General features: G+C 61.5%; 17 protein-coding genes. 5 read left to right on the top strand and 12 right to left on the bottom strand.

The genetic code is table 11. From position 1 onward, the window contains the following. Positions 1–132: 132 nt before the first annotated feature. Positions 133–993 carry a Tim44 domain-containing protein gene (locus BN4575_RS01790; RefSeq protein ID WP_068976889.1) on the bottom strand — a complete coding sequence of 287 codons (861 nt, stop codon included), beginning with the start codon at positions 991–993 and terminating at the stop codon, positions 133–135. A gap of 363 nt (positions 994–1,356) precedes the next feature. Between BN4575_RS01790 and dnaB the strand changes: the two genes are divergently transcribed. From dnaB to BN4575_RS01775, 3 genes are all read left to right on the top strand, one after another. Continuing rightward, positions 1,357–2,751, top strand: a complete 1,395-nt coding sequence (gene dnaB, locus BN4575_RS01785; RefSeq protein WP_042021740.1) for a replicative DNA helicase — start codon at positions 1,357–1,359, stop codon at positions 2,749–2,751. Positions 2,752–2,947: 196 nt separating this feature from the next. Beyond that, a complete protein-coding gene (gene alr / locus BN4575_RS01780) occupies positions 2,948–4,021 on the top strand; it encodes an alanine racemase (protein WP_068976888.1) in 1,074 nt (357 codons plus the stop codon). Then, a complete protein-coding gene (locus BN4575_RS01775; RefSeq protein ID WP_068976887.1) occupies positions 4,021–4,440 on the top strand; it encodes a secondary thiamine-phosphate synthase enzyme YjbQ in 420 nt (139 codons plus the stop codon). Before alr ends, BN4575_RS01775 begins: the two co-directional genes overlap by 1 nt. 117 nt (positions 4,441–4,557) lie before the next feature. Here BN4575_RS01775 and pepE read toward each other — a convergent pair whose 3' ends face one another. The 8 genes from pepE to BN4575_RS01730 form a co-directional block, all read right to left on the bottom strand. Next, positions 4,558–5,295 carry a dipeptidase PepE gene (gene pepE / locus BN4575_RS01770; protein ID WP_068976886.1) on the bottom strand — a complete coding sequence of 246 codons (738 nt, stop codon included), beginning with the start codon at positions 5,293–5,295 and terminating at the stop codon, positions 4,558–4,560. Between the two features lie 261 nt (positions 5,296–5,556). Next, positions 5,557–7,365 (bottom strand): carbon starvation CstA family protein, encoded by a 1,809-nt coding sequence (locus BN4575_RS01765; protein ID WP_068976885.1) that lies wholly within the window; start codon positions 7,363–7,365, stop codon positions 5,557–5,559. Between the two features lie 222 nt (positions 7,366–7,587). Beyond that, on the bottom strand, positions 7,588–8,325 hold the full coding sequence (btsR, locus tag BN4575_RS01760) for a two-component system response regulator BtsR (RefSeq protein WP_068976884.1): 738 nt from the start codon (positions 8,323–8,325) through the stop codon (positions 7,588–7,590). Continuing rightward, on the bottom strand, positions 8,319–10,013 hold the full coding sequence (locus BN4575_RS01755; protein WP_068976883.1) for a sensor histidine kinase: 1,695 nt from the start codon (positions 10,011–10,013) through the stop codon (positions 8,319–8,321). Before BN4575_RS01755 ends, btsR begins: the two co-directional genes overlap by 7 nt. A gap of 237 nt (positions 10,014–10,250) precedes the next feature. Then, entirely contained in the window at positions 10,251–11,519 is a 1,269-nt protein-coding gene (locus BN4575_RS01745; protein ID WP_068976881.1) for an endonuclease/exonuclease/phosphatase family protein, read from the bottom strand. Between the two features lie 80 nt (positions 11,520–11,599). Then, positions 11,600–12,412, bottom strand: coding sequence for a heme ABC transporter ATP-binding protein (locus tag BN4575_RS01740; protein WP_068976880.1), 813 nt, complete (start codon positions 12,410–12,412; stop codon positions 11,600–11,602). 11 nt (positions 12,413–12,423) lie between these two features. Beyond that, positions 12,424–13,467 (bottom strand): FecCD family ABC transporter permease, encoded by a 1,044-nt coding sequence (locus BN4575_RS01735; protein ID WP_068976879.1) that lies wholly within the window; start codon positions 13,465–13,467, stop codon positions 12,424–12,426. Next, a complete protein-coding gene (locus BN4575_RS01730; RefSeq protein WP_068976878.1) occupies positions 13,464–14,315 on the bottom strand; it encodes a heme/hemin ABC transporter substrate-binding protein in 852 nt (283 codons plus the stop codon). Before BN4575_RS01730 ends, BN4575_RS01735 begins: the two co-directional genes overlap by 4 nt. Positions 14,316–14,486: 171 nt before the next feature. Here BN4575_RS01730 and hutX point away from each other — a divergent pair, with 171 nt between their 5' ends. Together hutX and hutZ are read left to right on the top strand one after the other, a co-directional pair. Further along, positions 14,487–14,999 carry a heme utilization cystosolic carrier protein HutX gene (hutX, locus tag BN4575_RS01725; protein WP_068976877.1) on the top strand — a complete coding sequence of 171 codons (513 nt, stop codon included), beginning with the start codon at positions 14,487–14,489 and terminating at the stop codon, positions 14,997–14,999. Further along, the gene (hutZ, locus tag BN4575_RS01720) at positions 14,996–15,553 is read left to right on the top strand and encodes a heme utilization protein HutZ (RefSeq protein WP_068976876.1); all 558 of its coding nucleotides are present in this window, start codon (positions 14,996–14,998) and stop codon (positions 15,551–15,553) included. Before hutX ends, hutZ begins: the two co-directional genes overlap by 4 nt. A 91-nt stretch (positions 15,554–15,644) precedes the next feature. Here hutZ and BN4575_RS01715 read toward each other — a convergent pair whose 3' ends face one another. Genes BN4575_RS01715 through BN4575_RS01705 form a run of 3 tightly spaced genes read right to left on the bottom strand, consistent with a single transcriptional unit; the run spans position 15,645 to position 17,617 of the window. Then, the gene (locus BN4575_RS01715; protein ID WP_068976875.1) at positions 15,645–16,028 is read right to left on the bottom strand and encodes a hypothetical protein; all 384 of its coding nucleotides are present in this window, start codon (positions 16,026–16,028) and stop codon (positions 15,645–15,647) included. Positions 16,029–16,065: 37 nt separating this feature from the next. Continuing rightward, positions 16,066–16,620, bottom strand: coding sequence for a cysteine hydrolase family protein (locus BN4575_RS01710; RefSeq protein ID WP_068976874.1), 555 nt, complete (start codon positions 16,618–16,620; stop codon positions 16,066–16,068). A 25-nt stretch (positions 16,621–16,645) separates the two neighbouring features. Beyond that, the gene (locus tag BN4575_RS01705; RefSeq protein WP_068976873.1) at positions 16,646–17,617 is read right to left on the bottom strand and encodes a ChaN family lipoprotein; all 972 of its coding nucleotides are present in this window, start codon (positions 17,615–17,617) and stop codon (positions 16,646–16,648) included. Positions 17,618–17,768: the final 151 nt, after the last annotated feature.

Genomic DNA, 17,768 nt, shown 5'->3' with positions numbered 1-17,768 from the left:
AGCCTTTTGCCATTGGGCGCACACCATCTGGCGGGTAGCCACAATCGACGATACACATCAGCGGGGATGAAATGAGAAGAGGCGGCCGATTGGCCGCCTCTTGCGTTATTACAGACCGATGGGCGTTAAGCCTTACAGCTGCTCGATACCTGCGATATGCCAAGGTGCATTATCTTTGGCCAGATTACGCTCGAGGTGCCATACCTCTTTGATGTCATCCTCGACCTGCTCCTGGCGGTCCATGTAGCGGCCGCTGAAGCGTACGCTCACCTGGGCCCAGTCGCTGCCATAGTCAGCACGTACCAGTTGGGTATCCACATACATCACTTCGGTATGCTGGTCGCCAGTCAGTTCGGCGCGCTCGGCTTTGAGCTGTTCAAACAGCTCCGGACTCACGTACTCGCGTACTTTTTCCAGATCGTTCTTGTTCCAGGCTTCTTGCAGGGTGCGATAGTGATCGCGGGCCCCGGCCAAAAAGCCGTTCATGTCAAAGCCGGGCGGCAAGCGGAACGGCACATCGCTGTCAGCAAAGCCGGTGGCTTGCGGTGCGCTGTTGCTCTGCTCGAACTGCTGCGGGGCAGCGGATTGCGGTGGCTGATAACCCGCATAGGCTGCCTGCTGCGGCTGTGGCGTCGCGACCTTGCCCCGGCGCAAGGCGCGCAGCAGGAACACGGCACCCAGCGCCAGTGCGGCGATCAGCAGCATATCCATGCCTTGCAGACCTTCAAAGGCACCGCTGCCCAGCAGGTAGGCAAACAGACCACCGGCCAACAGGCCACCCAGCAGGCCACCCATCATGCCGCTCTTTTTCGGCGGAGTCTGGGCGCCCAGGGTCGGATTCTTGTTGTCGACCGGTTTAGCCGCTGGTTGGGCCGGCGCAGTTTTGTAACTTTTACCAAAGGATTTGCCGCCACCAAATTTCTTGGCTTCGGCGTGAGGTGCCCCCAGGCCAATGGCCAGGATCATGGCAAACAGGGTCAGCATCTTTTTCATTTTGACTCTTTTCACTCTCGTCTGTGGGTGGGGCATGCTCTGCTTTGGCAAGCTCAGCAAGGCGCATTGCAGGCTGCCTGTCCCTAAATGTGTCGCAGCCTGTATTGATCAATATCACCATTGGCATGAATTATTCATGAACGAGATCGTTTGGGGTTGGCGTCAACGATAGGGAACACGCAGCATGAAAAACAGACGATTGAGTCGCAAGGCGCGCAAAATGCGTAGCAAAATCAAAACCGCTAAAGAGGAACAAGCCCTCATTTGGCCCTTTATGATGGTATGAGCCGCCAGATAGGGCTCGCCGTCTCTGGCTTTCTTTTGTAAAATTCCCGTCCCCTTCCCGCTGCGGTTTTTATGTGTATGGCAGAGCAAGTGACGGCGAAAAAAGACGCCAAGACACAACAGCTGAAAGTTCCTCCCCACTCTTTTGAGGCCGAGCAGTCCGTTCTGGGCGGTTTGATGCTGGATAACGACGCCTGGGATCGGGTCGCAGAGCGGGTGATCGACAAGGATTTCTACAGCCGTCCGCACCGGTTGATCTTCCAGGCCATGACTCGCCTCTCCAATGTGGGCAACCCCATTGATCTCATCACTCTGCAGGAGGAGCTGGAGCGCTCCGAACAGCTGGAGGAGTCAGGTGGCTTCGCCTATCTGGTGGAGATCGCCAAGAACACCCCGAGCGCCGCCAATATCAACGCTTACGCCGAGATCGTGCGTGAGCGGGCGGTAGTACGGGAGATGATCTCGGTCGCCAACGAGATAGTCGAAGCCGGCTACGAGCCCCAAGGGCGCACTTCAGGTGACCTGCTCGACCTGGCCGAGAGCAAGGTATTCAAGATTGCCGAGCAGCGCACCAGCGCCAATGAAGGGCCTCAGCCCCTCAAGGTCATTCTCGAGCAGACCGTCGACAAGATTGAAGAGCTGTTCAAGACCCCCCACAACGGGGTGACCGGGGTATCGAGCGGTTATGGCGATCTCGACAAGATGACCGCCGGTTTGCAACGTTCGGATTTGATTATCGTGGCGGCCCGTCCCTCCATGGGCAAGACCACTTTTGCCATGAACCTGTGCGAACATGCGGCCCTCACCGCCGACAAACCAGTGCTCATCTTCTCGCTGGAGATGCCCTCCGAGCAGATCATCATGCGTATGCTCGCCTCGGTCGGTCGTATCGATCAGACCAAGGTGCGGACCGGTCAACTCGATGATGAGGATTGGGGGCGGCTCTCTTCCACCATGGGCTTGCTGCTCGAGAAGGGCAAGATGTATATCGATGACGCCTCCGGCCTGACGCCGACCGATGTGCGCTCGCGCGCCCGCCGGATTGCCCGTGAGCACGGTGGCCTCTCGATGATCATGATCGACTACTTGCAGCTGATGCGAGTCCCGGCGTTGTCTGATAACCGGACGCTGGAGATCGGCGAGATCTCCCGCTCCCTCAAGGCATTGGCGAAAGAGCTGCAGTGCCCGGTGGTGGCGCTCTCCCAGTTGAACCGAAGCCTGGAACAGCGTGCCGACAAGCGTCCGGTCAACTCGGATCTTCGTGAATCGGGCTCCATCGAGCAGGATGCGGACTTGATCATGTTTATCTATCGTGATGAGGTCTATCACGATGACAGCCCGGACAAGGGGATTGCCGAGATCATCATCGGCAAACAGCGTAACGGCCCGATAGGAAGAGTGCGCCTCACCTTCCAGGGGCAGTTCTCCCGGTTCGACAACTATGCCGGCCCGGCGTTTGATGACGACTATTGATGTAAACCCAAGGTGATGGCGGCTTAGCCATCACTGCAACTGCCCTGACCGCTAGCCAACGTAGATAGTGGCCAACCGTCAGGGCCTGTTTTCCCGGTTCGACAATTATGCCGGTCCGGCCTTCGACGACGATAAGTGAGTGGCGGTCTTCGGCCCGATGAGGGGGAGACCATTTGTGCCCTCGTAAGGGAAAACCATGAAAGCGGCTACTGCCCAAATCAACACTGCGGCCTTGCGCCACAACCTCGCCGTGGTCAAGCGCCACGCTCCCGCTTGCAAGATCATCGCTGTGGTCAAGGCTAACGCCTATGGCCACGGACTGCTGCCGGTCGCCCGCACCCTGGTGGATGCGGATGCCTACGCAGTGGCCCGGATCGAAGAGGCGCTGATGCTGCGCTCCTGCGCCGTGGTCAAACCCATCGTGCTGCTGGAGGGCTTCTTCTCCGCCGACGACCTGCCGGTGCTGGCGGCCAACAATCTGCAGACGGCGGTTCACACCTGGGAGCAGCTCGAAGCGCTGGAGCAAGTCGAGCTGCCAGCCCCCGTGGTGGCCTGGCTCAAGCTCGACACCGGCATGCACCGCCTCGGGGTGCGGGCCGACGAGATGCCCGCCTTTATCGAACGACTCGGCAAGTGCAAGAACGTGGTGCAGCCGTTCAACATCATGACCCACTTCAGCCGCTCGGATGAGCTGGAGCAGCCCACCACCCGCGAGCAGATCGATTTGTTCAGCAAGTTGACCACACCGCTGGCGGGCGAACGGGCCATGGCCAACTCGGCGGGCATTCTGGCCTGGCCAGACTCCCACTGCGACTGGGTTCGCCCCGGTGTCATCCTCTATGGCGTGTCGCCATTCCCCAACACGGTGGCGGCCGATTATGACCTGCAGCCGGTGATGACCTTGAAGACCCAGCTGATTGCGGTGCGGGATCACAAGGCGGGCGAGCCGGTGGGTTATGGCGCCAACTGGGTGTCGGATCGCGATACCCGGCTCGGGGTGATCGCCATCGGCTACGGTGACGGTTATCCGCGCATGGCGCCCAATGGCACTTCCGTGCTGATCAACGGCCGCATCGTGCCGCTGGTGGGGCGTGTCTCCATGGATATGAGCACGGTGGATCTTGGGCCCGGCGCCACCGACAAGGCCGGCGACGAGGCGGTACTGTGGGGCGAGGGGTTGCCGGTGGAGCGGGTGGCCGACGAGATTGGCACCATCCCCTACGAGCTCATCACCAAACTCACCTCCCGCGTCTTTATGGAGTACGTCTGATGTGGCAGCAGTGCCTGCTGACTCTGAAGCCCCGTTCGCGGGGCTTTCATCTGGTGACGGACGAGCTGGTGGCCAAGCTGCCAATGCTGGCGGATTACCGGATTGGCATGGCGCACCTGCTGCTGCAACACACCTCCGCCTCGCTCACTCTCAATGAGAACTGCGACCCCAGCGTGCGCAGCGATATGGAGGCCCATCTGCACCGGCTGGCGCCGGAAGACGCCCCCTACTATCGCCACACCTATGAGGGGGCGGATGACATGCCCGCCCACATCAAATCCTCCCTGCTCGGGGTGAGCCTGCAACTGCCGATCCTCGATGGTCAGCTGGCGCTCGGCACCTGGCAGGGGATCTGGCTTGGCGAGCATCGCGTCGATGGTGGCGCCCGCAAGGTGCTGGTGACCCTGCAGGGGGAGTAATCAGGCTGCAACCAGCTGAAAGATGACGATAAAAAAGAGGGATGGCATTGAGCCATCCCTCTTTTTTTGCGCTTTCGCGAGCTATCCGCTGGCAAGTGGCACGGCGCTCTGCTTGGCTCAGCCGACCTTGAAGGGGGTCAGCTTGGCCAGCGGGGCTGCGTCCATAAAGGCTTGCGGCTCCTGACCGTGTTTGAAGATCTTGAAGTCCTGCTCGCGGGCGCTCCAGTACTCCAGACGCTCGCTGCCGTTTTCTCCGGTGATTTGCAGCAGACTCGCTTCGCGCAGGGCCACCACGTGCTCGCTCGGGTTGATGGCGCAGAACTCGGCCAGACGCTCGTCGCGGGTCTCGCCCATGTGGCCGCTGATGCTGGCGTCCAGATAGTGCGGGTTGATCTGCAGTGGGAACAGGCCCAGCGCCGGCAGCACGGCGGCGCTGGAAACCGGCATGTCGTTGGTGGTACGGATGCTCGGGGTCGCCACGTTGCAACCGGCGCTCCAGCCCACATAGGGGACGCCCCGCTCGCGCACGGCACGCTGGATCGGCACGATCAGGCCGTTTTCGTGCAGCATCTGGTTGAGGCGCCAGGTATTGCCGCCGCTGATAAAGATGGCGTCGGCCTGATTGATGGCATCAACCGGATCATCGAAGTGGTGGATGCTGATGGCATCGACTCCCAGATTCTCCTGCAGCTCGTTGGCACGGGCATCCCAGTCGCTGCGGATCACCGCGTAGGGGATGAGCAGGATGCGCTTGACCTGTTTGCGCGCGAGCAGGCTTTGAACCCGGTCGCGGGCCCAGCCGAGCAGACCCGGAAATTCGTTGGCTTTACCGTTGCTAAGCAGAAGCAGTTCCATCAAATCGTTCCTCAAAAAGTGAAAGCGGAGGAGGGAGGGCCACCGGAGCCGCCGTGCGGCCGGATGGCAAGAGCGGGCATGCTACCACCATTGGCGTGGCGGTTCTGTGATCGCGAGGCCCATTCAACGGCCATGGATGAGTTATGGATGGATAACCCAATGCCAAACGGTGGATTAATGAGCCGTGGTCAACGCGCCAGTCATCGCCAATAAAAGACCCCGCCGCAGCGGGGTCATGTCAGGGGGAAAGCCACTCGCCCATCAGGAGGCGGTCGCTTCAACCACCTTGTAGGAGGGCTGCTGACGCAGCTTCCACAGCTCGCTCCATTTGCGCAGGGCGGAGAGCAGGATCAGCATCCCCAGCACCAGCATGATGAGGGAGATGATGCCGTTCATCGGGTTGTAGCCCTTGGCCGCGGCGTTGAAGTAGACGTTGCTCATCATCCAGTAACCGGCGTAGTTGACGGTGACGAACAGGTAGGCCAGCGGAATGAGGCAGGTCAGCATGTAGCGGCGCTTGCTGGCCAGCCGCAAGATGATGGTGGCACCGATAATCAGGCCCACCGAGGCCATCAGCTGGTTCGAGACCCCGAACAGCGCCCACACCGAGCCGATATCGCCGGACATCAGCAGATACCCCCACATCACGCAGGCGAGCACGCTGGCCCCGATGGCACCCGGCATCCAGTCGATGCGCTTGAGAGGCGGGTAGAACTCGCCGAAGAAGTCCTGGATCAGGTAGCGGGAGACCCGGGTGCCGGAGTCAACGGCCGTCAGGATAAAGACCGCTTCGAACATCACCACGAACTGGAAGAAGTAGGAGGCGAGGTTACTGAACCAGGGCACCTTGGTGAAGATGTAGGACATGCCCACCGCCAGGGTGACGGCGCCGCCGGTGCGGCCGTTCAGGTCCATGCCGATCTCCTGGGAGAGGAACGGCAAGTCCACCACCTGCATCCCCAGTTTGGCGAAGGCCTCCGGGGTGGCGTTGATGGCGAAGTAGTCCGCCGGGTGCAGGGCAGTGGCGGCGATCAGCGCCATCACGCCCACCACGCACTCGGCCAGCATGGCACCGAAGGCGACCGGCAGGATGTCGTTCCACTTGTCCACCAGTTTCGGGGTGGTGCCAGAGCCGATAAAGGCGTGGAAGCCGGAGATTGCGCCACAGGCGATAGTGATGGAGATAAAGGGCCAGACCGGGCCGCCCAATACCGGACCACCGCCGTGGACAAACTGGGTCATGGCGGGGAACTGGATCTCCGGGTTGATGCAGATCACGCCGATCACCAGGGCGCCGAACACGCCGATCTTCATAAAGCTGGAGATGTAGCCGCGCGGGGTGAGCAGCAGCCAGACCGGCAGCGCGGTGGCGAAGAAGGCGTAGATCGGCAGCGCCAGACTGATGGTCTCGGCACGCAGGGTCAGCCAGGCACCGAAGGCGCTCTCCTGCACATAGGGGCCGAAGAAGACGCAGGCCAGCACGGCGGCAAAGCCGACCCAGGAGGCGGCTTGCAGGTTGCCGGTCAGCTTGTGCCAAATTCCCACCACCATGGAGATGGGGATGGTCATGAACACCGCGAACACGCCCCAGGCGTTACGCTCCAGCGCGTGTACCACCACCATGGAGAGACCGGCCATGGTGATGGTGATGATGAACAGCATCGCCAGACCGGTGCACCAGCCGGCGATGGGGCCAAGTTCGGCCTTCGCCACCTCGGAGAGGGACTTGCCCTGATGCTTCATGGAGGCGAACAGCACCACGGTGTCGTGCACCGCGCCGCCGATGACGCAGCCGATCAGCAGCCAGAGAAAGCTCGGCAGGTAGCCGTACTGGGCGGCCAGCACCGGGCCCACCAGCGGACCGGCAGCGGCGATGGCGGCAAAGTGTTGACCGAAGTTGACCCACTTGTTGGTCGGCACATAGTTCTTGCCATCTTCCAGCTGGTGGGAGGGGGTGACGAGCTTGTCGTCGGCCATCAGCACCTTGCGCACGAAAAATACGCCGTAGAGGCGATACGCGATGGCGAGGATGCAGAGGGCCGCAATGACGAAGGTGATTGCGTGTTGCATGGGGGAGTTTCCTTTTCCTGTGGCCAGTCTGGCCGGGCTCAGGCTGCACTCTACCCATGCGGTGGGGAAAGGGGAGCGAAGAAAAGGTCAGTGGCCGGGTTCTGCCCGCGAGTGGCAGAAAAGCGACCCCGAGTGGTTTGGCGGGGGGGCCGACGGCCGTGGTAAGCAGGTGAGTGGTGGCTGGCAGGGCAGGAGCGGGGTGAAGCGTCCCGTACCGCACCATCAGGGGATATCGAGCATCTCTTTAAGGGGTTTGAGGTAGCGGCGGCTCACCGGCACCTTGTGGCCGCCCTGAGTCACTACCTCCGCCAGTCCGCCCTCCAGCAGCAGGATTTCGCGGATCTGGCCCGGGTTGAGCAGGTACTGGCGGTGACAGCGCACGAAGCCGGTTTTCTCTTCCAGGGTGCGCAGGGTCAGCTCTGTGGTGCCCTGCTGCTGGCCGCTGATCACCCGGTTGCCGGTGAGATCGCTGTGGATGAACTCCACCTCGCCAAGGGGCAGCAGCAGAATGCGGTTGTGGCCGCTGCAGGGGATGCTGCGCAGGGGCTGGGCGATGCGGGTCGGGTCCGGCAGCGGCTGGCCAGCTAATTCGCCTTTGGGAGAGAGCAGCCGGTGGATGCGCTCCAGCGCCCGGTTCATCCGCTCTGCCGTGACCGGTTTGAGCAGGTAGTCGAGGGCGTTCTCCTCAAAGGCGCGCAAGGCAAACTCGTCGTAGGCGGTGATAAAGACGATGTGGGGGCGCAAGTCCGGGTCCAGCATGCTCACCAGCTCCAGCCCGTTGATGCGCGGCATCTGGATGTCGAGAAACAGCAGGTCGGGTTTGAGGCGATGGATGGCGGGCAGCGCCTCCATGGCGTGGGCGCACTCTCCCAGCAGGCGGATATTGCCCGCCTGCTCCAGCAGCAGGCGCAGCTCCTCGCGGGCGAGGGGTTCATCGTCAACGATCAGGGCGGTCAGCATGGGCTCTCCTGCAGGGGAAGGGTGATCCTCACCCGGGTTGATTGATGGGGGTCGCAGTCGATGGCGACCCCGTACTCGGCGCCGTAACGGGCCTTGATGCGCCGATCCACTATGTTCATGCCAAGGCCGCTCCCCTCCTGTTTCGTCTGATAGAGCCCGGCGTTGTCGCACACCTCCAGCACCACCCGCTGGGCCTCAACCCGGGCGGTCAGGGTCAGCAGGCCGGGCTCGAACATCTGGGAGATGCCGTGCTTGACCGCGTTCTCGACGATGGGTTGCAGTGAGAAGGTGGGCAGCTGGTACTCCAGCAGCGACTCGGGAATGTCGATCTGCACGCTCAGGTGCTCGGCGAAACGGGCCTGCTCGATATGCAGGTAGGCGTTCACATGCTCCAGCTCGTCGGCCAGGGTCACCTCGTCCCCTTGCCGTTTGAGGTTCTTGCGAAAGAAGGTGGAGAGGTTGTGCACCAGGGTGCGGGCGCTCTCGGGATCGCGCCGGATCACCGCCGACAGGGTATTGAGGGCGTTGAACAGAAAGTGCGGGTTGATCTGCGCCTGCAACAGCTTGATCTCCGACTGGGCCAGCAGCCGCTTCTGCTCGTTGTATTTGCCCGCCAGGATCTGGCCGGAGAGCAGCCGGGCAATCCCCTCTCCCAGGGTGCGGTTGATGGAGGAGAAGAATTTGCGCTTGGGTTCGTAGAGCTTGATGGTGCCCACCACGGATCCCTCTTCCCCCCGCAGCGGAATGACCAGCGAGGAGCCGAGCTTGCAGCCGGGGTGGAGGGTGCAGCTGTAGGGGATGAGGTTGCCGTCGGCATAGACCACCTCGTTGTGCTGGATCGCCTTGAAGGTGTGCCGGGAGTTGATGGCGGTGCCCGGCAGGTGGTGATCCTCGCCGATGCCAATAAAGGCGAGCAGCTTCTCCCGATCGGTGATGGCTACGGCGCCCACCCCGGTCTCCTCGTAGAGAATGCGCGCCATCTGCTGGCACGCCTGCTGAGTGAACCCCTTGTCCAGCACCCGCATCGCCCGCTCGGCGATCTTGAGGGCGCGGGCGGAGAAGGCGACCGAGTACTTCTCCAGCATGGCGCGGTGATCGAGGATCATCCGCATGAACATGGCGGCCCCCAGGGTATTGGCCACCAGCATGGGAGCGATGATGTTCTCGATAAGGTGGATGGCGTCGTCAAACGGGCGGGCCACCAGCAGGATGATCCCCATCTGCATCAGCTCGGCAACCAGGGCCACTGACCCCACTACCCAGGGGCTGAACAGCAGATCGAGCCGGTGGCGGGCGACGAAGTGGCGGTGTACCAGCCCGCCGAGCAGCCCCTCGGCGATGGTGGAGAAGGTGCAGGCCAGCGCGGTAAAGCCCCCCAGCGAATAGCGATGGATGCCGCCGGTGAGCCCCACCAGCAGCCCCACGGCCGGGCCGCCAACTATGCCCCCCAGCACGGCACCGATGGCGCGGGTATTGGCGATGGAGTCCTCGACCCTCAGGCCAAAATAGGTACCCATGACGCAGAAGCCGGAGAAGATGAGGTAGCAGAGGATCTTGTGGGGCCAGCTCAGGGTCACCTGAGTGAGCGGCATGAACAGCGGCGTTTTGGAGAGCAGCCAGGCGATCACCAGATAGACACAGAGCTGCTGGAACAGCGAGATCACCAGAGTGAATTGTTCAAATGCCACGGCTCATTGCCCCGGTAATAGTTGGTCATTTAATGGACGCGGAGTATGAGCAAACCTCATACCCCCTTGCAAGGCAGGGTTATCGGAATGGTGGCGTAGCGCACGATTTGCAGAATCATCTGACGGAATGGCTGGCGCTAACTGTCTGGTTAATCAGTATGGTGGCGGCTGCGAGGGGCCTATTGCGGCAACAAAAAGGGGGCCAAGAGGCCCCCGAATTGGCAGTCAGCGCATGGCTCAATCGAGTTTGAAATCGACCCAGACCAGACGGTGATCCGAGCTGACCCCCTTGGCGATGCCTAGTTTCGCATCATAGACCAGGTGATAACCGGCCTCGAAGCTGGCAGGCCAGAAGATGCCACTCTTGACCGCATTGAGGTTGGCGGAGGGGATCACGTGATCCAGCTGCAAGCCGCTGCTGCTGGTGATCCGCTCCGGGTTAGGGCGATTGTTATTACGTGAACAGAGTTGCGGCTGAGTGGCCAGGCACTCGGGACCCCCTTCGCTCACCGGGATCAAGGTGCCATTGGTGACGGCCTGGTTCATCAGGGCGTTATCCTGCAGCGCCTGGATGGCGGTCAGATCGCCGTCGCCGGTTTGCGGGTCGGCGTTGAGATCGCCAGCGATAACGAACTTGGCGTTTTTGGTCAGTCCACCTTTGGTGCCCTTGTCATCGGTCATGTAGCCAAGACCCTTGACGTAGTCGTTCCAGAAGGCGATTTCGGCGCGGTTGTGCTTGACGTTGTGGCGTGCCGCATTGCCGAAGATCGGGGGGGTTGGGTGGGAGATCAGGAAGTGAATAACCTCTTCACCCTTGTCGGTTTTGATCAGCACCGGCACATCGGCGTGGTTCTTGGAGGAGAGCGGGAACTGCTGCCAGGCCGCATCGTCATACCAGGCATCGCCACACTGGCGGCTGGCAGGGATCTTGGCCTTGGGGTTATTGCAGTCATCGATGATGGGGTTCTGCTCGCCCGGCATATCCTTCCACTTGAACTTCTGGAAGGTACGGATCTGCTTGGTATCAATCGGATATTTGGACATCACCGCAAAGGCGTACTGGCCGTGGTAGTTGCCAAAGCCCCAGGCATCGTCGGGGCCGCTGTTGACCTTGCCATCCAGATTGAGGTCATAACCGCTCATCAGGCCGGTGTTGGTGGCGAAGTTCTGCATCACCGGATAGCTGATGGCCGTCACCTCTGCGTGCTGGGCGTGAGCCAGATAGTTGTCGTTGAAGGCTTTCAGATCGGCGGTGCTCTCGCCTTTGCCATCGTTGTCGAATTCGTTGAGCAGGAACACATCTGGCCGAGTGCGCTGGATGATCTCAGCGACATTGCGGATCTGCTGCACATTCTTGGCTTTGGTTTCTTCTGGGCCACTCAGGCTCCCTTCGGCGAGGCGGGCCAGCAGCGCATCCTGCGCGGTACGGGTCAGTGCCAGCTCACCGGTCAGCATACCGGCGGCAGTGCGGTCAAAAGCGACATTAAACGTGGCAAAGCGAATCATGGTGACACCTGCGTCGGTTAACAGGCTGCCATTATAGGGTCGCGGTGGCCCGAGCGAGCATCTCGCATCAGAAAGAATGACTACACCACCATCGGCAGGCCGCTCTCGGGGTGGTGGATCACCTGGGCCGGGTAATCATATAAGCGTGCGATAAGCTCAGGGGTCAGTACCTCGGCAGGTGTGCCGTCGGCCATCAGCTTGCCCCGCTCCAGCATCACCAGCCGATCGGCATAGCGCGCCGCCAGATTGAGGTCGTGCAGCACCACCAGCACAGCAGTATTGCGGCTGGCCAGGGCGCGCGCCATGGTGAGCAGCTGATGCTGGTATTTCAGATCCAGTGCCGAGGTGGGCTCGTCGAGCAGCAGCAAGCGGGGTTGCTCGGCCTGATCGGTTGGGGAGGGGGCCTGCCAGATCTGCGCCAGCACCCGGGCAAACTGCACCCGCTGCCGCTCGCCGCCGGAGAGTCCCGGATAGAGCCGTTTGGCCAGATGCTCGACCCCGGCATGGGTCATGGCTGCCGCCACGATCTCGTCACGCCGGGTTGCCGGTTCACTGTGAGGCAAGCGCCCCATGGCCACCACCTCTTCGCAGAGGAAGGGGAAGTTGAGGGACGAGCTCTGCGGCAATACCCCGAGCCGGTGGGCCAGCTGCTTGCCGCTCCACTGCTGGCGATTTTCGCCAAACAGGGTGATGGTGCCCTCATATTCCAGCTCGCCGGTCAGGCACTTGAGCAGCGAGCTCTTGCCTGCCCCATTGGGGCCAAGCAGGGCGGTGAGGGTGCCGCTCTCAAGGCTGAGATCGAGCCCATCCAGGATCTGGCGCTGGCCACGGCGCAGGCTGAGCCGGGAGCAGGTCAACAGGGGGGAGGAGAGTGAGGATGAGAGTGGTTGCATAACAGTCCGTATCAAAGGGCGCGGCGGCCGGTTACCAGCAGCCAGATAAAGAAGGGGGCGCCGATCAAGGCGGTGATAATGCCCACTGGCAGTTCGGCCGGGGCCAGCAGGGTGCGTGCCAGCATGTCGGCCGCCAGCAGCAGGGCGGCGCCAAGCAGGGCCGAGAGCGGCAGCAACCGGACATGGTTGGGGCCTGCCAGCAGGCGCACCAGATGGGGCACTACCAGTCCGACGAAACCGATCATCCCCGATACCGCCACCGCCACCCCGACGCCTGCTGCGGTGAGCAGAATGAGGCGGCGCTTGAGGGACTGCACATTGACCCCCAGATGACGGGCTTCCCCTTCACCCAGTAGCAGGGCGTTGAGGGGATTGGCATCGCGCATAAAGAGCCACAGCAGCGCCGCCAGGGTGAGCAGGGCCAGCGCCACATCGGCCGGTTTGCCTGCCGCCAGCGTTCCCATTTGCCACAGGCTCAGGTTGCGCAGCATCTGATCGTCCGCCAGATAGGTGAGCAGGCCGATCACCGCGCCGGAGAGCGCCGTGATGGCGACCCCGGCCAGCAGCATGACGGTGACCGAGGTGCCCCCCTCGCGGGTGCCGAGCAGATAGACCAGGGTGGTGGTGAGCGCGCCGCCGAGAAAGGCGAGCAGCGGCAGCAGGCCAACCCCGATGGTGGCTTGCAACTGTTGGCCATATTGTGGTGCAAGAGGGGCCAGCAGCACTATGGCAAGCGCTGCCCCCAGTGCGGCACCGCCGGAGACACCTATGATGCCGGGGTCGGCCAGGGGGTTGCGAAACAGCCCCTGCATCACGGCGCCACAGAGCCCGAGAATGCCCCCCACCGCGATGCAAAGCAGGGTTCTGGGCAGACGGATCCCTTGCACGATCAGCAGTTTGTGCGCCTCAATCCCGCTCTCCTGCCCGGCAAACAGCGCCCGCAGACTCTCGCCCAGGGTGAGCGTCATGGGGCCGGTTGCCAGCGAACCGAGCAGCAATAGCGCCAGTGCGGCCGTGGTGAAGGCCAGCAGCCAGGAGAGGGGCAAGCGCATCATGACCCCTGTTTGATCCACTGGGCGATCTGGTTCGCCTGTTGCAGGGAGTTGAGGCTCAGGCCCCCTTGCAGGGCGTGACCGTCGATGGCGTGAATGGCGTTGCGCTTGCCAGCCGGGGTGGCGGCAAGTGCGGGCACCTCTGCCAGCACCTTGGCCGGATCGGCATATTGCTGCCAGTCACGACCGCTGACCAGCACCAGATCGGGCTGCATCTCGATGAGGGATTCGGCGGATACCGGTTTGTAGTTGCGCAATTCGGCGGCCGGATTGATGCCCCCTGCCAGCGAGACCAGCGCGCTGGCAGTGGTGTCACCCCCGGCGATGCTGGTGGGTTGCCCTTTGTGCAGCAGCAGGAAGGCGACCTTGAGCGGCTTGTTCTGTTTGGCTTGCGCCGCCAGCTGATCGGTCTGGGCCTGGATCTTCGCCTTCAGACGATCGCCAGCCGCTTTGTCGCCCAGCAGGCTGGAGAGGGTGTCGATACGCTGGTTGAGGTTGGCGATGGTCGGCGCGGTATCCAGCACTTCAACCTCGACCCCGGCGCGGCGCAGCTGATCCAGGGTCGGGGCCGGGCCCATCTCGTCGCTGCCTACCAGTCGGGTGGGGGAGAGACTCAGGATCCCTTCGGCGGCGAGGGCCCGGTGATAGCCCACCTTGGGCAATCCTTTTGGTAAGGGGCTGCTGACGTCGGTGGCGATTAGGCTCGATTCACCACCAAGGGCCAGAATGAGTTCTGTGGTGGCGGGGCCGATACTGACGATACGCTCTTTCTCTCCGTCGGCGGCAACGGCAGAGAAGGGGTGCAGTGAACTGCAGAGCAGGGTGATGGCGAGGGCAAAACGACGGCCCATGCTAACCTCCGAAAAGGGTGAATGTAACGGGTGTGCCGCGGAGAATATCAAGGCTTTGAATAAATTGCACTGATAATGATAGCAATTATCAATTGCATTGGTGTCAGTGCTTTATTAGAGTAGCGACCATGATAAAGAGCGGGACAAAGGTGTCTCGTCGAGGGAGAAAACATGAGCATTGCACAACGCATTCACGCGCTGCTGGAGCAGGATCCCGGCGCTCATCCGTCCACCCTGGCGGCCCAGCTTGCCATCAGCGAATGGGAGGTGGTTCGCCATCTGCCCGCCGAGCTGGTGACCCTGCTGCCTGCCGAGCGAGCCCAACCGCTGCTGGAAGATCTGGCCGATTGGGGTCATGTCACCACCATCGTTGAATCTGATGGTTCCATCTTCGAGGTAAAAGCCCCCTTCCCGAAAGGCAAGGATGCGCGCGGCTACTACAACCTGATGGGCCGTGACGGCGAGCTGCATGGCCACCTCAAGCTCGACAACGTGGCGGGGATTGCGCTGGTCAGCAAATTGTTCATGGGCAAGGAGGGGCACTCCTTCCAGTTCTTCGGTCACTCTGGTCGCTGCATCTTCAAGGTCTATCTGGGTCGTGACGAGAAACGTCAGCTGCTGGCCGATCAGGTCACCCGTTTTATGGCCCTGCGCCAACAGTCTCAAGAGGAAGTCAAAGCATGAGTGAACGTCAGGAACGTCTGCAGAACCGTCTGCAACCGGAGATCCGTGAGTTTCGCGACAGCTGCCGTACCCTGCAGCTCGCCACCGTCGATGGCGAAGGCAATCCCAACGCCAGTTACGCTCCCTTCGTGCTGCAGGAAGATGGCTACTATGTGCTGATCTCCGAGATCGCCCGCCACGCCCGCAACCTGCAACAGGTGCCCCGGGTATCCCTGATGCTGATCGAGGATGAGAGCGGTGCCCGTGAGCTGTTTGCCCGCAAGCGCTTGACCTTCGATGCGGTGGCCGAAGTAGTGGCCCGTGACGACGACCGCTGGAGCAAGGCGGTGGCAGCACTGGAAGGGCGTTTTGGCGAGATCATCAAGGGTCTCTCCAACCTCAAGGATTTCAAACTGTTCCGCCTCAAGCCGGAGCAGGGGCTGTTCGTCAAGGGCTTCGGACAGGCGTTCGCGGTCTCCGGTGACGAGCTGGTGGATTTCGTCCATCTGGTGGAAGGGCACAAGCGCATCGACACCGGTGCCGAGCTTACCAGTCCGGCCGATGCACCGGTCTGACGATATCCTGTCGATCACGACAGCAGCCATAACAAAACGGGCAGCCACTTGGCTGCCCGTTTTTATTGCGCTATCTCGTCGTCTGGCTTGCTCAATCTTGCCAGGAGGCCTTGTTGGGAAAGGTGCGGCGATCCGCATCAATTGCCGTCTCGTTGCACTCGCCCCGAACTTTCCATGAGCTCTGGCTCAGCACTATGTACCCTTCCCGGCAATATTGTTTGCTCGCCAGGGTCTCGGTCAGCAAGTTCTCTTGTAGCGCCTCCCGTTGTTCCAGCAATCGCTGGCTCTGGACCGCAGATAGGCCGCGCGGCAAAGTATCGTTGGGCGCGGCTTCGAAGGTAAACCGCTTGCTTCCCTCCTCGTTGATGTGAGTCAGAAACAGTGGTTCGGGGCCATCATAGGCTTGCCCCGGCAGGTTGCTGCAACCATTGAGCAGCGGAAACAGCAACAACAGGCTAGCGGGCAACAAACGCACGACAGACTCCAGTGAAAAATGCAGCAAGATTAGTAGATTAACATGGCTGCAGGGCAGGAGTGACTGCCAGCAGCTCGTCGGTGGTGAGCAGGGTCACACGTCGTCCCTCCGGCAGGCTGAGGTGGCGCCACATCCAGTGATGATGCTCGACAATCAGGGCGGCGCTCAGGTGCGGGCGATCGGCGGTGGAGTGGCCATCGCTCAATACCAGCACCTCGAAGCCATGGGTAGCAGCACTGCGTACCGTGGTATCGACACAAAAATCGGTGGCACAGCCACAGATAATGAGCCGATCGACCGGCTGCTCGGCTAGCAGGAAGGCTAGCTCGGTATCGAGGAAGCTGTCGCTCGCCGTCTTGCGCACCCGGCTATCTCCCTTGGCGGGTTGCAGTTCAGAATGGAGCTGCCAACCCGGCGTGCCGGGCTCCAGTTCGGTGCCGGGTGGCGAGTCATGTTGGATATAGATGACGCGTCCCTGTTGCTGTCTGACATGGGCCGCAGTCCGGTTGATATTGGCCAGCACTTGCTGTTGCTGGTAGTTGGTCGCTTTCATGACCCCTTGCTGCACATCGATGATCAGTAATACATCCATATTTTACCCGCCGTATCCTGGAAAATTAGGGTTGTAGCCACTGGCTACAGTCACGACTGCGGGATTGATGCAGCGCACTCATATCTTGCTTCATTTCCGCATCGCTTTGCCAGCGCTGTGGCAGCGGCATCAGGCTAACCCGCACATCGGTTGCGCGATCTGCAACAGAGGTCTCATCTATCCGGGGAACCACCAGCGCGACTTTGAGTGACGGATTGCGACTGGCGATGCGACTGGCCAGTCCAAGCCCCCCTTCGACATGGAAGTTGCCTGCAATGTGCATGATCTGCTGGCCCGGGTGCATGGCGAGGTAATCCACCATGCTCTCGGCCATGGTGTCGTCCCAACTGGTCTGGGCGGCGAAGCGGCGGGCGTTGCTGTCGGCATCGCCGTGATGCATCGAAGCCATGAACTTCTGGCGATAGGGGTCATCACCCAGGGTCAGTTGGCGGGCCAGCTGGCTGCGGCGAGTGACCGGCAGCTTGTCGAGCCACTCAGGCCCCTCCTGACCGACACAGCTCACCAGTGGCTTGGGGGCGTTGGCGGCGATCACCGGCATCCGGTGTGCCTTGGCAAATTCCACCAGCGGGCGGTAGTCGCTGGGGTAGTTGGGCCAGGCGTTGCCTTCACGGATCAATGCCGCTTCGCCAATCTTGTTGGCGAGATAGGCATCCAGCGTGCCCTGATCGGCGCGGCTGAACTGCTCCATGGAGAGGGCCAATGGCCGCCCGTGCTGCTGATCGGCGGTGTAGAGCCCACTCAGCAATTGGGACTGCAACAGGTGTACGGCGGGATGGGTGTGCAGCTCGCCCACCAGAATGATGTCGGCGTCGGCAATGCGAGCGATCGCCTGCTCCAGCGTCAGGTCAGCGTCTCCCGCGCTGCTCAGCCGATAGTCATAGAGCGTCTGTAGTTGTGATGACACGGTCGGCTGGGTGGGGGTGGCACAGGCTGCCAGCAGCAACGGCAGGGCGAGCAGGGGAAGTCGTTTCATCATGGGATCTCACGGCAGATAGGCCCGGATGCGCAGCATCGCTGGGCAGAAAACAGGTTTGGAATCGCAATGGCAGGCAGTTTAAAACCAACCTTTCATTTTTTAAATGATAATGATTCTTTTTATTGATCTTTGGCGAGGGGTAAGTAAGATG

The organism is Aeromonas sp. EERV15, assembly GCF_900079845.1.
GTDB lineage: Bacteria > Pseudomonadota > Gammaproteobacteria > Enterobacterales > Aeromonadaceae > Aeromonas > Aeromonas sobria.
This window is presented reverse-complemented; position numbering and strand designations above follow the sequence as displayed.

What these genes read in the sequence shown, in the direction of transcription:
- BN4575_RS01790 (WP_068976889.1), bottom strand. Translation starts at nt 993, where the DNA reads ATGAAAAAGATGCTGACCCTGTTTGCCATGATCCTGGCCATTGGCCTG.
- dnaB (WP_042021740.1), top strand. Translation starts at nt 1,357, where the DNA reads ATGGCAGAGCAAGTGACGGCGAAAAAAGACGCCAAGACACAACAGCTG.
- alr (WP_068976888.1), top strand. Translation starts at nt 2,948, where the DNA reads ATGAAAGCGGCTACTGCCCAAATCAACACTGCGGCCTTGCGCCACAAC.
- BN4575_RS01775 (WP_068976887.1), top strand. Translation starts at nt 4,021, where the DNA reads ATGTGGCAGCAGTGCCTGCTGACTCTGAAGCCCCGTTCGCGGGGCTTT.
- pepE (WP_068976886.1), bottom strand. Translation starts at nt 5,295, where the DNA reads ATGGAACTGCTTCTGCTTAGCAACGGTAAAGCCAACGAATTTCCGGGT.
- BN4575_RS01765 (WP_068976885.1), bottom strand. Translation starts at nt 7,365, where the DNA reads ATGCAACACGCAATCACCTTCGTCATTGCGGCCCTCTGCATCCTCGCC.
- btsR (WP_068976884.1), bottom strand. Translation starts at nt 8,325, where the DNA reads ATGCTGACCGCCCTGATCGTTGACGATGAACCCCTCGCCCGCGAGGAG.
- BN4575_RS01745 (WP_068976881.1), bottom strand. Translation starts at nt 11,519, where the DNA reads ATGATTCGCTTTGCCACGTTTAATGTCGCTTTTGACCGCACTGCCGCC.
- BN4575_RS01740 (WP_068976880.1), bottom strand. Translation starts at nt 12,412, where the DNA reads ATGCAACCACTCTCATCCTCACTCTCCTCCCCCCTGTTGACCTGCTCC.
- BN4575_RS01735 (WP_068976879.1), bottom strand. Translation starts at nt 13,467, where the DNA reads ATGATGCGCTTGCCCCTCTCCTGGCTGCTGGCCTTCACCACGGCCGCA.
- BN4575_RS01730 (WP_068976878.1), bottom strand. Translation starts at nt 14,315, where the DNA reads ATGGGCCGTCGTTTTGCCCTCGCCATCACCCTGCTCTGCAGTTCACTG.
- hutX (WP_068976877.1), top strand. Translation starts at nt 14,487, where the DNA reads ATGAGCATTGCACAACGCATTCACGCGCTGCTGGAGCAGGATCCCGGC.
- hutZ (WP_068976876.1), top strand. Translation starts at nt 14,996, where the DNA reads ATGAGTGAACGTCAGGAACGTCTGCAGAACCGTCTGCAACCGGAGATC.
- BN4575_RS01710 (WP_068976874.1), bottom strand. Translation starts at nt 16,620, where the DNA reads ATGGATGTATTACTGATCATCGATGTGCAGCAAGGGGTCATGAAAGCG.
- BN4575_RS01705 (WP_068976873.1), bottom strand. Translation starts at nt 17,617, where the DNA reads ATGATGAAACGACTTCCCCTGCTCGCCCTGCCGTTGCTGCTGGCAGCC.